The sequence below is a fragment of the Lottiidibacillus patelloidae genome (assembly GCF_002262935.1).
GTDB classification, from domain to species: Bacteria; Bacillota; Bacilli; order Bacillales; family SA5d-4; genus Lottiidibacillus; species Lottiidibacillus patelloidae.
In genome coordinates this window covers 67,668-84,761 of the sequence record NZ_NPIA01000004.1, presented here as the reverse complement: position 1 = coordinate 84,761, position 17,094 = coordinate 67,668, and the positions used below count along the sequence as shown (strand labels likewise).

Annotated in this window: 7 protein-coding genes; 1 reads left to right on the top strand and 6 read right to left on the bottom strand. The window is 31.2% G+C overall.

Features of this window, described 5'->3' with window-relative positions; all coding sequences use genetic code 11:
- Positions 1-47: 47 nt before the first annotated feature.
- From CIB95_RS08960 to CIB95_RS08940, 5 genes are all read right to left on the bottom strand, one after another.
- The gene (locus CIB95_RS08960; RefSeq protein ID WP_094924365.1) at positions 48-2,174 is read right to left on the bottom strand and encodes a UvrD-helicase domain-containing protein; all 2,127 of its coding nucleotides are present in this window, start codon (positions 2,172-2,174) and stop codon (positions 48-50) included.
- A complete protein-coding gene (locus CIB95_RS08955; protein ID WP_094924363.1) occupies positions 2,175-7,403 on the bottom strand; it encodes a DEAD/DEAH box helicase in 5,229 nt (1,742 codons plus the stop codon).
- Positions 7,366-10,764, bottom strand: coding sequence for a hypothetical protein (locus CIB95_RS08950; RefSeq protein WP_094924361.1), 3,399 nt, complete (start codon positions 10,762-10,764; stop codon positions 7,366-7,368). Before CIB95_RS08950 ends, CIB95_RS08955 begins: the two co-directional genes overlap by 38 nt.
- 488 nt (positions 10,765-11,252) lie before the next feature.
- Positions 11,253-12,398 carry an ImmA/IrrE family metallo-endopeptidase gene (locus tag CIB95_RS08945; RefSeq protein WP_233144099.1) on the bottom strand — a complete coding sequence of 382 codons (1,146 nt, stop codon included), beginning with the start codon at positions 12,396-12,398 and terminating at the stop codon, positions 11,253-11,255.
- 341 nt (positions 12,399-12,739) lie between these two features.
- Entirely contained in the window at positions 12,740-13,168 is a 429-nt protein-coding gene (locus CIB95_RS08940) for an HNH endonuclease (RefSeq protein ID WP_094924358.1), read from the bottom strand.
- 212 nt (positions 13,169-13,380) lie between these two features.
- On the opposite strand from CIB95_RS08940, the gene CIB95_RS08935 reads away from it, so the two are divergent.
- Positions 13,381-13,950, top strand: coding sequence for a hypothetical protein (locus CIB95_RS08935; protein WP_094924357.1), 570 nt, complete (start codon positions 13,381-13,383; stop codon positions 13,948-13,950).
- 108 nt (positions 13,951-14,058) lie between these two features.
- Here CIB95_RS08935 and CIB95_RS08930 read toward each other — a convergent pair whose 3' ends face one another.
- Positions 14,059-16,758, bottom strand: coding sequence for a hypothetical protein (locus CIB95_RS08930; RefSeq protein WP_094924355.1), 2,700 nt, complete (start codon positions 16,756-16,758; stop codon positions 14,059-14,061).
- Positions 16,759-17,094: the final 336 nt, after the last annotated feature.

Genomic DNA, 17,094 nt, shown 5'->3' with positions numbered 1-17,094 from the left:
AAAGTATATCTGCCATATCTTATTTAACTAAACCAAATTAGTTGAATTTATATTATCTTTTTTAAATTCACTAATAACTCACTTTGCTTATTATAAGAAGTAACCAACAAATAGTCCCGAGCACGCGTAGCAGCTACATACAATAATGATTTTTCTCTAAGCAAAGTATTATTTTTAGAAATCTCATCATTTGTTCGCTTTAAAATACTTATTGGTGGCACTATTCCATCATTTACTGATGATATAATCAGATGAGAAAATTCTAGGCCTTTTACACGATGAATTGTACCAAGTCGTATACCCTCACCATATGCATTTTCATTAGGGTTTAAATATATAAATGGAATATTATCATTCTTTAACATAGGTTCATATACCTGTTGTAATAACTTCTTAGAACGAGTTACTATGCAAATATTTGAAAGTTCTACACCTTCTAAGATAGCTGTGTTTATAAAGTCATTTATAAAATTAAGCTCTTCTTCTTTGCTATTAAAGTGTCTAACTTCAGGAACTGAACCATATAAAAGAGATTTATATCCATTCTGATTATCTAATTCCCCATCTAAGTCATCAAATTCTTCACCATTTAATATGGACACTGCCCATCTTCTAATTTCTTCTGTTGTACGATAATTAATTCTTAGTTTTTTGGAACGTATACCTCTTATATTTATTCCACAATGACTTAGTACTACTTTATTTTTATAAATTCTTTGATGAGCATCTCCTACTATAAATAAATCATTGTCTCCTTCTGGTACTATCATTCGCATTAATTTATAGTCTTCTTGATGGAGATCCTGAGCCTCATCTACAATGATAGCTTTATAAGGGAAGATACTATTTGTTTGTTCAATCACTTTGCGAGCATCCCTTACGACATCTATCCATTCCTTAATTTGATGCTGATCCAGATAGTTTCTATAATGTTCTAATACTTTCCATATTTGAGAACGTTGTAATCTAGAAACTCTAGTTCCACGACCAACTCTAGGGATACGTAAATAATCATTCACGTTATTAATACCATGTTGCTGAACGACTTCTTCCCATTCTTCTTTATAAAAGGAAAGATCAAAACCTAGTTCTTCAGATGTGTAAGCCTCTCTCCAAGCCATCTCTATATTGTCTTCATTTACAGTATTAAAATAGATCCTATACCGATTTAATAGTCTTTTAGACCAACTATGAACTGTAGTGACCTCAATATTATTTCTCGTTTCCCCTTTTACTATGGAATCAAGGTGATTATCAATTACCTTTGCAAGGTTACTAGTAAAAGTTAAAAAAAGTATTTTGTCAGACGAGTTATTACACATCTTTTCAGCAAGAAACTTTGCCCGGTGCATAGCAACTACCGTTTTCCCAGTTCCCGCTCCTCCTAGTACTCGTGTTGATCCCTTGTACTCTCCAGTCACTAATTTCTTTTGACTTGGATGTAGAAACACACGCCATTTTTCCAATGGCGCATCTAATATGTCCATTAACTCTTCTGTTGAGGAAAGTGTTGCAAATCGACGTTTGGTATCAGGATGCTCAAGAGCTTTTTCAAAGTCATCAGTATCAATTAGATGACTATCAAATGCATATTCCAACTCTTGCATAGTTTGGTCAAATGAAAAACCAGCAGCTAAAGATAATAACCCTTCGTAAGCTTCCTCCGGTAAATGTTTACTTATTTCATCAATTTCATGCTCTGTTTTTAGATTTCGAATTGAAGGAAACAAAAGAGCGGGGACACCAATCTTTTTAAGTTGTTTGTCAGAGTATTTATCAAATAAATAGTAACCATTATCCTGGTTCTCTCCCACATCTTTAACTTTCCTTTCGTTAATGTACTCTATATCTAAAACTTGGATAGCACCTGTATTTTCATTGATTTCGAACACCTTATTTTTAGCCCATCTCATTGCCTCATCGTGATGATCCACCCACACTAGCAAATAAACGTCCCCTTTTTGCGGGTGAATAATTATCGCTCGATAATCAAGTCCTATTCTTACTGTCCTTACTTTACTATCTTTCATGTCATGAATAGGTTCATAGTTAATACTTGCTTGAGTTGGGTCTCTTCTAAATTTCTCTGTAAATTCCATTACCTTTTTTTGTTGACTCCTTGGAATGTTATAAATAGCCTTCAAGAAATCTTTATGAATTGCAACTTGTGTCACTTACATAACTCCCTTACTCATTAGCCGTTTCATTAACTGGTTATGTTTACCTGAAAGCTGTGATCGGTCGACAACGTACCAACCATCTGTTTTTAAAACATTTATAACTTTTTCGCCATCTTGAAGAAGTACAGCAATCTTCTGATTTTCCCAGGCTAATTCCGCTTCACCAATCGTCCCAGTGTAATCAGCAATCTCATATCCCACATCGGGTACTGGAGCACCTTCTTTTATTAAATCTTGGACCAACTTAATACATGATTCATCAATAAGCTCAATTATTCCTTCCCATTCTTTGGGGATCAATTGTTTTTGTTTTAAAATAAATGACTTGGAGTCATTTTTGTCTATGGACTCTACAAATGAATCATCTTCTGTAACAGATGCCAATGGTTTATTTAAGCTATCACAAACACCTTTTAAAATATCAATTGCGGCTCCTCTAGAAAGAAAGTCGTGTGCATATTGGTTAGAGTAATTTTTCAAACAACCATAACAACTGGTTTCTTTACCGCAGGAACATTTTTTTAAGATTGATAGACTTTCCTCAAATGTAACTTCAAGTTGATTATAAACCTCTTTCATATATCCTGCTCCACCTGGTACTTTATCATATAGAATAATAGACGGGCTTGTTTGGTTCTTATAATGGATACATCCATCGATATCATTACGGTCTATACCTAAGGCTACACTTGCACCATTTAAAATACCATAAAGTAAGGACTCCCAATGCCACACCTCATGCTCATGTTTCACTAGTAAATTTTCTAATTGGATCTCAAGTACATCACTCATAAATTCATGCCCCAAATGAATTGGTCTTGATTGGTATTTACCTGAACAGTACGTTCCATTTGGTGCCTTATGCTTGTTTGTTTTCTTTTGCTTTCCTTTTCGAATAACGTGCCCACAAGTTTCACATAAGTGATATCCTTTACCCTTACCAGAATTTACTACCGCTAATTTACCAAAAGGAGAATACTTAGCTTTTAGAGTAAAGTTTGAATATACTGTTTCCTTCTCTACCTCTTTACTAGTATCTTGTTGTTGAAAATCATATTCAGAGAAGAATACTCGGGATCTAAATTCTCTAACTGGCTTTTTCTCACCTGCAAATCCTTTCTTTTTTGCAACGAATCCAAAGTCAGGAACAATAATTTTATTTATAGTCACTTCTTCCCCACAAGATTTGCACGGCATTTGACTCTTCTCATATAATGGATCATTTTCCTTTAGAACACTATAGTGTTTACATTTTTTACACTCAGTATAGTATTTACGTTTGAGCTCAAATCCTTTTACAAAACGCAAGCCAACACTTTCAAAAATAAAGCCATTTGCTATTATCTGTGAGCCAGGTGCATATTCAGATATGGCCATAGATAAATCTCTATTTAGGCGAATTCTCTCAGATTCTTTATCCATAATTTGCATTTCCACTACATCTACTGGAAATCCATACTTCGGTAATAGATTATGTCTTGAGAAATAGGAAATTAGTGATTCTGACATTTGAGTTCTTATTAGTTTTTGAAAAATATCTACTCCTTTGCTTTCTTGGAAGTTCTTATTTGCTAGTTCTTTCAGCTTTTCTATGTTTTCAAAGTACAGTTTCATTACTTTTTCAAGTAGACTTTCATTTACACTATCAACAATTAAGTCCTTGGTCCAACCCCAAGTGTTCAATTCCATTTCTTCTTCTAATGTTTCCGGAATAATCTTGCTAACAGAATCAAATAGCTTGTTAGGTTTACTCTCTAAAAATGTTTTCAATTTATACTGACCAGTTCCTAAGCCTTCTTCACTTCTAAAAAAGTTTTCAATCTCTCCAAAATATTCTTCATTTTCTCGGAAGAATTGGGATAGTGCAACAGAGTGTAAGTGTCGTTGAACTATTTTCTTATTATCCATCTTAAAGATTGGTGGCTTGACGATACCTGCAATCATTTCTTCTGGCCTTTCGTAGTACGTTAAATCATGAGATCTTCTTTGAGCAAAGGTCAATACAAATGCTACAGAAGATTTCCTTCGACCAGCACGTCCAGCACGCTGTATATAGTTGGCTGTCTCAGGTGGAACATTTCTCATAAATACAGATTCTAAATCCCCTACATCTACTCCCATTTCAAAAGTAGTAGAACAACTTAAAACATTTATTTTTCCTTTAACAAAGTCTTCTTGATAACTCATAGCGGTTTCAGGGCTTAATTGAGCAGTATGCTCTTTTACTGACATTGAAACCGGAATAATGTTCTTATATAGTTTTCGGTAGTGATTAAATTCAGAGGATGGCTTGAACTCTATAAGTTCCCCACCACAGTTATGCTTTGGACATACATTTAAAATGTGCCTAGTAGTTACATTTCCACATGTATCACAACGGAGTGCCCTGTCTATTGGATATAGTCGCCAAAAGCTATAATTCATAACTCTATTTCCTTTAAAAAACGAAAAATATCCAGGTAAGAATTGTTCATTATCTATAAAGTATTTCCATATATCATTTAGAGTGTCTATAGCTTTTTGCTTGCTTTGCTCTTTTGAATAACCTTTCTTTTCATAAACCTTTGACAAATAATTTATTCGCTTATTTATTCGATTACTACTCGGTAACCAAGACATGATACTTTTCTTAGCTATCGATTGACTTTTATTTATACTGACTTGGCGATTTTTCGGGAAAAAGACTTCATCCCTTGGGTCAGAACTTGATGGATGCTCAAGCGCATTGTAATATCTAAATGAATCAAACAGAACATTAAATAGTTCTATTACTTCATCTCCAGAAAGGTCAAACTTACTTCCCAATTGTTCTTTATTGTCTAGTAGATTTCGAGGAAGTTCTACCCGTATATCTATAAGGCCAACTCCTTCTAAAGAGTTACGTTCTTCTCCCTTTACTAGTTCACGCATAATATACTGCTGTGCTTCTTTTTCTTTACCAAGCTTATCCTTAGATAAATCGAATAGGTTAATTTTCTCTGCTTTCCTTATGACAATATTAGTTAAAGAATCTACACCCAATTCTTGATCTTTATAATCACCTAATACAGAATAAATAAGATTTCTCCATATGATGTGACTATAAGTTCTCTCTAGATATGGACTAAAATATGCAGCTGCCTGTCTAGAGTCAGAAAAAATAAGGAGTTTTTGCGGATCATAAATTGATTCTTTTGATTCATTAACTTCCGTTTTAGTTAGGAAGTCAAATTCACCACTATCATCATTAGATGATTGCAAGTTATTTAAAACAATTTCTCTTTTACCGCCTTTAATAAGTTGTTGGTATAACGATGTTGATAGTACACTTGTTGCACCATCTTGACCAGTAATAAACTGCCGTATTGGGTTATTCCCTCTTTTTCCACAATTACCACACTTAGCATGTTTATCAAACACTATTACTTCTTTCTTTAAAGTAAGTTTTTTGATTTTGTCTCCATGTTTACAACAGTCTGACTGCTTTTCTCCTTTAATATTAAATGCAGAACAACATGGACAAAGCTCATACAAGAGATCTTGAGAATCATGCGTACCTTCAAGTAACTCTTCATCTTCATCATACACTTCATCACTTAATTCTCCATTTACGATCATATAAGCATTAAAACGGATATTTTCATCTGACTGTAATCCTTGCTGCTGAATTAGTTTTCCGTCTCTTTCTTCACCTATAAGGTGTGGTTGTCCACAACTTTCACAGACTCCTAGTTCAAAATATGGGAAGTTTGATTCTTCATCAAATTTCTTCGTTTCCAAAGAAAACTTAATTTCTGGGTAAAATTGTACAAATGCACCTTCAATAGATCTAATAAATACATGATATCTTGCAGGTAATAAAGGTTCATCTACATCCGTTCCTTTAGCTTTTACTGCTAACTCTACTAATTTAACAATATATTCTTGTAAAGTTTCTTGCTTAATCCCCTGACCTTCTTTAGCAAAATGTATAAACATTTGATTACTTACAACTGAAAGTTTTTTAGGTTTTTCTATTAAAATTTCTCTTAAAAGAAATAAATTTTTGTCATGTTTTAAGAATTCATATATAAAACGAGATGGGGTACGATTAATACCTTTAATCTTTTGAGGTGCTACTCCGAACTTGCTCAATTCATTAATATCATGTTCTGTTACCTCTTCTTTAGCAAGTAAACCTAATAGATAGTCATAGACAGACCAATTAGGTTGATAACGTGGTTCATAATAATCACTATAAGTGATTCTTTCTGCCTCAATAATGTCATTTGATTTCTCGTTACGATATTCAAACTTTTCATCAAATAAGTTTTCTGCAAATTGAATAACTTTTCTTTTAGCATCTTTTCCAGAACCTAATGTCGCACTAGTAGCAATACATTGTAAGGAACCATGAAAAGGTCTATTTTTTAAAATCCTATCTTTTAATCTTCTTATAAGCATTCCTATTTCTATACCCTTGGCACCATTATAAGTGTGTGCCTCATCTAACACGATATACTTCCAACTATTAGAGAAAGGTCCGTCAAAAAATGGTGTATCATCTGGACGCAAAAGTAAGTATTCTAACATAGCATAGTTGGTTACTAATATATGAGGAGGATTATCTCGCATTTCCTCTCTGGATAATAGTTCATTATCTAATAGTTTTTCATCCCTATTAACTTGCTTAAATAACTCTTCTGCTTCTTTTCTTTTGTTTTTTGTTTCCCCAGTATATCTACCAAAAGTGATTTCAGGGGTATTTTCTAATATTTTTCTCAACCGCTTCATTTGATCATTTGCCAATGCATTCATCGGATAAACAAAAAGTGCCCTAACTCCCGGATCTAGAGTACCTTGTTCTTGTTCCTTTAATAAGTCATTTAAAATTGGCAACATAAAACTCTCAGTTTTTCCACTACCAGTTCCGGTTGCTACTATAAAATTCTCTTTATGAAAGGCTTTTTCCACAGCCTTTACCTGATGTGAATATAGTTCTCTATTTATTGGAAGAGCTTCTTGGTTAAAATTCTTAAATAAAGGAGAAAGTACTCCATCATTAATTAAGTCTTTCATGGATTTAGACTTTTGATATGGTGCTGTTACTTCGAGATATGGACCTTGTGCAAACCTATCTTCTTCTTCTACTGCATTTTCAAATTCCTTCATTAATCGGTGGTCATTTATAAAAAATGATGTTTTTAAATAGTCGATGTAAGAAGATTCAATATCTTTCTTTCCACTTAAAGGATGTATACCCACTCCTTGTACCCCTCTCCTTATTATATTTTTTCTGCTTTTGAATATTTTCGTATAAGAATGATAAATAAACTAAATCGTGTATGAACCAATTTCTATCACTTTGCAATAACCATTTAGTAATTAATCGTATTCTTTTTCTATCATTTTCAGTGAAGGTAAATTCCGCAATACTAAGAAGTCTATTGAATAATGCCACTTTGGCAATTAATGACGGGTATTCAAACATTTGAAAAGTTTGTATGAAATACTCTCTTTTATTAACTATATTAAACATTCGATAATCAAACTTATTCGACGTTTTTAACTTTCTATATAGTCCGTTAATATACAGCTTTTCACTTTCCAGCAGTTGCTCAACTTGATGGAAATAACCTGCATTCTGTTTTATTTTTTTAACGAACTCTATATGTGCATGAATATGACTAAAACCTTTTACAATAGAATCTTCAAATGGTGTTTGTTGGTATAGAACATTTAACTGAGCAGGAATACTACTAGCAAAAGATTCTGCTGCTTTTCCATCACCAAAATTATCGAAATCAATTTCATCAAGTTTTTCTTCTATCCCTGGTTGTATCTCCTCTGAAATACATGTTAGTAATGAATCTTTGTCCCACTCTTGAAATCCAGATATTTTTAAGCAAATATCAACAAGTTCCTTATCAGCTTTTGAATTAGATAATAATTGGATTAGTAAACCAATATTACGTATACCAAAGTCACAGCAGGAGTCATAGTCTTCTAGCAGAAGTTGCATATAATCTTGACCAAACCTTTGAATGGACTTCATCAACCCAAGAAACTCATTTTCTTCCCACTCATATTCCTCACCATGATTATCATTGAGAAGTGTAAGTATTGATAACGAATAATCTGTATTAACCTTTACTATTCTGTATTTATCTGATTTAAATGAAGGTTTAGTTTGTTGATCACCTAACAGAAAACCAAAGGGATTTTCATTTCCCTCTTCCCATTCAAGCAAATAATATCCTGGATTATTGATTTCAATGGAAGTTGCTGTTTGACTTTTCTTTAAGTCTACTGTTTTGCTTGCTTTTTGGAGATCATTCAGCTGCCAAACTTTTAACTTCATGTTCTCTAGAGAAAAGTTTTCTTTCCATTCTACTTGAATAGCTTCATCTAATTCTTTATATTTAAAATATTCAAGTTTCCAATCATTATCTATAAATAACAATCTTTTATCTTCTTTATTTAATGCAGGTATCCGGTAAACTAAAGAAATGTTATTTTTGTTACTCGATTCATTGAAATATTTTAAAGGTATTACCGACTTCTTCCCCATTTTTATGGGCTTAGGAAATGTCCTTTGAATTTTTCCACTTGAATAGCTTGTAAGCAAAATATGGTTATCGTATGACTTGTATTTATTTAAAAATGGGTTTTCTAGGTCAATGTGGAGATAGGCTTCATCTAAATCCATTTTTGTCTTATCCGTCATTGAACCTTCGAAGAAAGTATTGTCTCCATATGTAACCTTTATATCATAAGGTTTGGTATAGACAATTAAGGGTAAAGACTCCCTCGTAACAAGATTGGTAAATTGAACAATTAACTTATATTGATCAGTTGAACATTCTATTTGGGAGTTTACAATATTAGACCTTTCATGCTTTCTCTGTACATTTAAATGATTAGGCCAGATAACCTCCGCACTATAGTTACGATGGGTATAAAAAGAAATCGTTTTCAAATTCATCTTACTCTGGTAGGAATTCTTAGTTATTTTTAAGTCTATATCTTTTCCAACTATGAATTTAAGTCTGACATCTGTTCCTAATGGGCCATATAAAGTTATTTCAAATTCGCCGAAATCCATATCTTTTAATAAACCTGTTTCATCTAGTATAATCCTTACTCCACTATCCTCGGTATAAACTTTCTTGAGTTTCTCCAATGCTATAATTTTCGTATCTGCATTGTTTTTTGCATTAATCTTAATGTGCCAATTTGATTTATTATTGAAAAATGGAGTGAATTCCCTTGGGATAAGTATATTCGGAAACGAATTAAAAACTGGTAATCGTTCATGGGTGATGTGATCAATTTGCTTCCCTATTAAACTAGGATTGCTGTCCTTATTGTTTAAAAGAATAGTCTTGTCTCCAATTTTCATTTCTTCAATATGTGTTGCCTCTATTTCAATGAGTGAATAATGATTCCAATCGGCATTCATATTATAGATAAAAGTAGGAGAGTTGAGTTTTAACTCATCTCTTAAATATTTGTTAGCTACTATAATGTATAATTCCTTATACTCCTTTGATAGGATACCAGTGAATTCATTTGTTTGATAGTTAAAGAGCATTAGATCACTGGTGTCATAAGCCTGTTCCGAAACTAATATGTTATTCAAAAATAGTTTAACTGTATACTGTTTATTTGGTTCCACTGCAAATTCCTTTTGGTAATCTTCAATTAAAAATTCATTTATGTTATTAGATAGTCTAACCTTTGTGGTATCAATAGTTACTGTATTTCCATTCAAATTATCAACAATCAACCATTTAACATCACTCAGCATACTATCGTTGCTCTTAAAAATAGGTAAGTTAATAGATACTATTAACTTGTTAGGATTAACAGTTAATCTTGGTTTAGGATTTGGAATTCGACTTGTAATAGTTATTTCATCATTTTCTTTAAGGTATTTATCAAATTCTATTAATAGATGCTTTGGTATTAAGCCCTTGCTCTTCTTAAGAAAAGGAGTTTCTTGTTCTTTCCAAATTTGAAGGCACCTATCTATTAAGTTTAGTGAAACAATATCTCCCATTTTGATAAAATCAATAACACCCTTATATAGATTATAAGGTTTGATATAAGTATGGGTTCCTCTTCGGAATTCCTGACAAATCTCTTCTGCATCCAAATTATTTTCAATAGCTGGAAAGATAATATCTGTAATAAATGATTTAACATTAGCCTTTGGAATCCCGGCATGACCAAGAATATTATTTAGATATTTTTGTGTGCCAGATTTGTCGAAATTCACTAAACCTTTATTATTAATTGTTTCTAGAAAAAGGGTTTTCCATAAACCTGTTTTTTCTATTCTTATCATGCTTCTAAAACGATCCCAAAAATTCCCATCATATTTGAAAATAGCAATAAAAACTGTAAGAGTTAAGCAACAATAAGGATAGCTTCCCCAAAGGGTTTTAATCATATGTTTTTGATCAGCTGTTCTTAAAGGGACTCTTGTAGTTTTTATTAATATATTTAGTTCATTAGTCGATATACTTATTTGACTAATAATTGTGATACCATTAGCCCGTTCCCTTAGTATTGCTTCTATTTTGGCTAAATTCATATTTTCTTCTATTTTTTTATAACTCAAAGAAATCACCTCAATTTGAAGCTTTTGTATTTTCCTGTTTTTGGATTTACATTTTTCTACATTATAACACTTATTTTTGTAAAATATTAAATAATTAGGTAATTATATGTAAGTTTTAGAGGTTTATATTTATGTTGATTTCTTCCTAATAAAGCCATTAACTTATAGTTAATGGCTTTCACTTATTTAATATTTCATATATATAACTTCTACAGAACATGGGAAGTGATGGAGATAGTAATAATGATAAAGAAGTATTTATAATATTCATTCTTAGTGAAATTACGATAATGTTCACCGTGGTTATTTAAGAGGAAAAAAACAAGGCATTGGAACTGTTTCCAATGCCTTGTTAATAGCACACAATATTTAGAATACTAAGTAGTGATGTTCAAATGGAATAATCAGTAATTTAATTGATCTGTTAATATTCTAAAGAAACAATGTATAAGAGTTTTTATGAAAAATATTAATATATTATTAATTAGTTACTTTTTCCTTTTTGGTGCCGCTACTCTGCCCTTTGCCATTTCTTCAATTTTTCCAGCTACTTTCCCAATATAATCTATTGAAATGCCGTCCGGTATACTTTTTTCAGTTAAATATGAAGCTAAATAAGTAATACTACTACCTTCTAAATCTAAACGCTTAGTAACCAAATAGGCGACTGCTTCAGCTTCTATTTCAACAGATTGATGATTTAAGTTCTGACGACTTGGCCACCAGCGATCTGTATCAGATCCAAGATGACCTAGGAAAATATGAGCTAGTTCATGACATAGAACCCCAAATCTACTCGGTTCATCAAGATCTTTATGTATTGATATTCTCATCTTAAAGGACTTACTTTCTCTATCAACAGCTGCGAAACCAGCACTTGTGCTGCTATGTTTCTTGTATCCTATCCTTATTAAATACTTATTTGCATTATCCATTAGGTTTTGTAGTAAAGAGGGGCGCCATTCTCCTTGAAATTTACCAAAATCAGTAATCTCTTTTGGTAACTCTTCTCCCTCTGTAGCATCAAGATCGTAAACTAGCATTACTGGGTGCATAGGTGCTAATATTAACATTGGTTTTGCGTCTTCTTTTAAATTTCTCTTAAAACGATTCTCCCAATCATGTTTTGTTGCGTAAAATGAACAATGAGGATTTTGGATTTTCACTAACATGTTATTGTAAGGCGAATAACGACGAAACTTACCCATAAAATCTATCATTTCTATGAATTCATCAGATTTTCGATAATGTTGTCCTTTCTCAAGTAAATAATCTAATGTTGATTTAACACTATTGGTGTTTATAGACTTGTCACCCAGAGCAGAAACTACACTATAATCACTATTTTTGTCTATCAATTCAATTAAATAGTTTTTCTTTATACCTTGGATATTATCATTCTGTAAAATCTCTTCAATGATATTACATAATGCCCATCTAATCTCCCATCCAAAAAAATTCTCTATTTCTTCAAGCAATTCCGTACCAGATGGTTGTCTATTATTATTTAGGAGTTCCAATAAATAATTTTTAATGTCGTTCTTATAAATCTCCTCTGTAAATATACTCAGCTGAACCGCCTCCCGATTTGAAATTATTGTTAATTTAATATTTCTTAACCCTCTTAGGTACATAATAATTTTTTGGAATTTTAAAAATTTAAAAAGAAAAAAAGAAACTAATCAACTATATACATAGATGTTAGTTTCTTGTTAGTTTAGCGCCATATCAATTTTTATAAGCAAATCTATTAATACATCTCAACATTACTTTATGCTTTATCAAACAACTCTTTATTCTTTGTCTTATAATTTACCCATATCACACTGCGCAATGCTTTTTAAAACCCAGCTTACCTGTTGTTTTAGTTAGCCAATCTGGAAAACGAACAATTTTCCATTATCAATAATTTCATTTGTGATTTTTCAATCATAATAGATAAAATCTAAAATTAGGTCCTTTATACTATTCGACATTAATAGACTTTATTACTCTTTTTTCTATTACAATACCTATGAGTTAACTGAGCATTAATAATTTCTGTTTTACCCCCCTCAGAGTAAGGTGTAATGTGATCAACTTCAGCATCATCTATAGTTTGAATTTGTTGCTTACATAATTTACAGGTTGGATCCTTTTCAAATAGCTGCTTTTTAATATTGTAAGAAAATGTTCTAACTACACTTACAGGCGCTCCAACCACATCCTCTAAGGTTTTATACCAAATTTTAAACCTCTTAGCTAGTACAGTTTTATCACTTGTTTTAATTTCAATAGAATTAATAAATTCTTCATTTCCTGTCATTAATGCTATTAAGTTTTCTCTTATTTCGTCAGCTCTTGAAATAATTTGATGTTTATCATAATTTACAAAACCACACATTTGAATATCAAATAAAGCCATATTAATCCTACTAGTTGCCCACTTTCCATTTACATCATCAATATCGCCTGAAATAAAGCGTCTAAATGCTTTTTCACCAAAGACAGTTTTTACAAGGTCAATTGTATTAAGAAACCTCTTTTAAATCTTACTTACGAAAAAAGAAGAATATACAAAATATACAATATTTAAATAAATATGGTATATTTAGTAAAAAAGGGAGTGTGTAAGCATTGAAGAAAAATATTGTTTTTAATACTTTTTTACCTATTTTATTAGTTACTTTTTTAATTTCTTGTTCCAGTAATGATAGTACCTTAACAGTAGGTAATAATAACACCTCAACAACAAGTAACAAAATAGACCTTAGTACATTAGAAGGAGAATGGTACACTGTTAATTTACAAATACAAGAAATGAAGACCGAAGAGAAAAATAAAATATATGTTAAAGTGATGAAGGCACGTGCTTTCGCCTTAATGTGGACCATAGAATCAGAAGTTAATATTAAAGAATCCGGTGAAATTTTATTAAGTGGTGGTTCTCCATATATTGAAAATGTAGTACATGGCGATTATCCATATACTTATCAAATCCATAATGAGAAATACCTTCATATGTCAGGGAATGATGAAACTATTATTTTTGAACTAGAAAGAAATAAAGATTTCATTATACTTAAGAATGATATAATTCAGTATAAATTAGTCCCACTATCCAAGAAAGAGCAGTATAAAGAAGAGGCTAAAAAAAATAAACAACTGTTAAAACAAAGTAATAATAATTTTTACAATTCTCAATAATATTGAATTAGATAATTAAATTAAAAGATCCCGACAACTAATACCGCTTTGTCGGGATCTCTAAATACCTTTAACTTTTGACATGAACTTAACCTCCATATTAAGTTGTTATTCAAGACACTCATTATTAATTCTAATTAATTTTTGATAAGATAGATTTAATAGTTTCGCCTCCTTAATAGGATAGTTGCTAAGAACCAACACCTTTGCACTTTCTCTCAAGGTTCTTGCTCTCCCTATGGCTTGTAATAAGCCTGACTCAATAAAGTATAACTGAATTTCTTTCAAGGTCTCATTATTTTTATATGTATTAAAATAAAACTCAAATCCGTTCCTACTTATTTTATGATAAGTCATTTCGTCATTGTCTGAATTAAAGCCTAAAGCACTTGAGATTAGACGGTAACAAAGTGAGTTTATATGAGGAGTACCTATAATTGTTAGATTTTCACCTCTTAATGTGTCTATCCCTTCTGTATTTCCAAAATTAACATTATCTGAGTTTTGCAGATCATTAAAGAACCCTTTATATGTAATTACCTTACTATTTGGATTATATTTTTCTCTCAAATTGATCGCTTCCAAACTAAGGTTGTTATTATTAGTTAACTGGAACCTACTATAACTTTTTATTGGTATTTGAATAATTTCACCTTGCTGTTCTACTGAACCTAAATCATAAAACTTTATTTTATTTCCAAATACCATTTTGGCAATTGTTTCATTGATTGTTGCGCTTAGTATGATTATCTTATTTTTAGGCAAGGTATTTTTTTTTATAAATACAAGATTATAATTACTACCGTTGTTTTTAACTTTAATAAAGTGCTTACAATCGAAAAGACCAACAATATCTGAATTTAAATTCAGTTCACTTATTATGTCTTTATCTATATTATTAAATATTCTTCTAAAATTGTTTCTTGGTAAGTCATAGACTACATTTTCATGTAACTCGTACAAAGCATTTCTAAATTCCTCAATTTCATTAAGATTTTCTTCATTACTGATGCATAGTATTTTTGTGATTGATTTTATAATATCTTCAAAACTTACACTAGATATTGGTAACACGTTAGGGATTATATCTTCATCTATGATAAGTAACCTTTCTTTTTCTACATTTGTATATAGACATCGCTGATGAGTTGTTAATTTAACATTACTTTTTTCATTATTAAAATGTTCTAACTCGTTAAGGTAAGTATAGATGCTATTATCATTATGTTTATTTTCCTCCAGAATTTTTTGAACAGACTTGTATGCACCAACATTGTATAATTGATTTACTTGTTGCTCAATAACAGGTGACAATTCAAAGTCATGTAAATTTGGAACTTTGCAGTGGAAAATGTTTTGTTGTTCCAATCGTGCTGATACTTCTTCTTTTAACCTATGAGTTGGTAAAGCAATTGTCATTGGAGTATCCTTAGCAGCATTTATATATAAATCCGTTTTTCCTATTCCAGTTGGTGCCTTTATTATTGTGATTAAGTCATCTGACGTTGTAGCATTTGTGAAAATCCTTTTTAATTCTAACTCGCTTTCTTCCAATTTTTTTGATTCATGCCTTTTAAACCTTTTTACACTTCCTCTACATAATTTGCCTTGGTCTATCAGGTTAGTACCATGTTCACATTCATTTGCGAAAGGACAAAAGTTACTACACCGAGAAGGAGCATATTGTGCCTTTATGATTTGATTGCTCATGATATTCCAATCACTGATTTTGCTTTTATATTCTGGACGACTAGTAAGTATTTGCTTAACTTTTGCCTCTCCACCTCGAATATGTAAAAGGTTATTCATTATACCAAACATTTCACGATGATATAACCAATGTTCGCCAGATAACGCTTCACGGTATAGCCTACATTTACTATGAAGTTGTTTAAATGGAAAATTTCTAACCTTATTTGCTCGATTTGTTTTAAAACTTTCGATATTAAATTTACCAATTTGCTCATTACTTTCCCGAATTAAGTTAACATTATGTGAAAAATTAATAATGTAAGAGTAATCATGAATAATTTGTGAGCAACTCCTATTATTATTAATAGGTCTTGCTCGACTTTTTTTCATTGATACAAAGGTATTTTCATTATCTTCGATCTCTTCATTATCGTTAATGATTTTAATATCCGGAACTCCATTAATAATATTTATTCCTACCATTGCACAATAGTTTCTAGTATTTCTAGTAGAATTGCTACTATTTTTTAATTTAATTGTAATCGCTTCATTTATACTTGGTACACTTATATAATTTTTGTAATCATAAAACAGTATTTCTTTTCCTCCAAATAATAACCGGGAAGCATCTGATGTATTACTATCTGCTTCTGGAAACAAGTACATTAATGATTTTTGCACATAATCTCTTGCTCGAATATCTGTTAATTCTTCATTTAATAGAAAGAGCAATCTAAATTTTTGATGTCTTTCAGTATGCCTGAAAGTTGCATATACAATAATAGGGTTAATATTATACCTTTCACATCTTTGCAGTGCTTCTGACACCTTTAAGCCTTCATCAATATCCAGAGCGAATATTTGTTGACTCTGCCAATTTGCATTTTTCCTACTGCCATTGGTAAATACTGCTGGACAAAAACTTCTCGCACTAGGAGTGATGATTTTCTCGGCTAATTCACAAACTTTAATTTCCTTAGGGTATTTGGCTATACGATTATTTATTCTGATAATCTCACTTTCACCTTGTGGTTTAGCCTCTAGCCCACTTACATCTAAACTTACTTTCACCTTGAAGTCCTTTAAGTTATTCAAACTACATTTTTCGTTAAACATTTTATCCCTCCTTTGCAGGAGAGTCACTACTACATTATTATGCTACATTTTGACTCTCAACTTTTCCTCTTGTTTAACAACCTCCTTAAATTTCTGGTTTTTACCAGTGGATTAAAATGATTATATGTTACTTATTTATTGATCTCAAATTTTTAGCGTCAGTATTTTTCAACATATTAATAACAAATTATTAAATGTTTTCTTAGTGTGAAATATAATCTAGCAATTTATTGCTATTGAAACTACTTTCTAATAAATTACACTCAAACTTTATTAAGAATATGTTTCCTTTAGTAATTTTTTCCTGTTATGTATAATATAATTTACATTGATAGA

Coding starts and splice junctions, on each gene's coding strand:
- CIB95_RS08940 (WP_094924358.1), bottom strand. CDS start 13,168: ATGGCTTTATTTGATATTCAAATGTGTGGTTTTGTAAATTATGATAAA.
- CIB95_RS08945 (WP_233144099.1), bottom strand. CDS start 12,398: ATGTACCTAAGAGGGTTAAGAAATATTAAATTAACAATAATTTCAAAT.
- CIB95_RS08930 (WP_094924355.1), bottom strand. CDS start 16,758: ATGTTTAACGAAAAATGTAGTTTGAATAACTTAAAGGACTTCAAGGTG.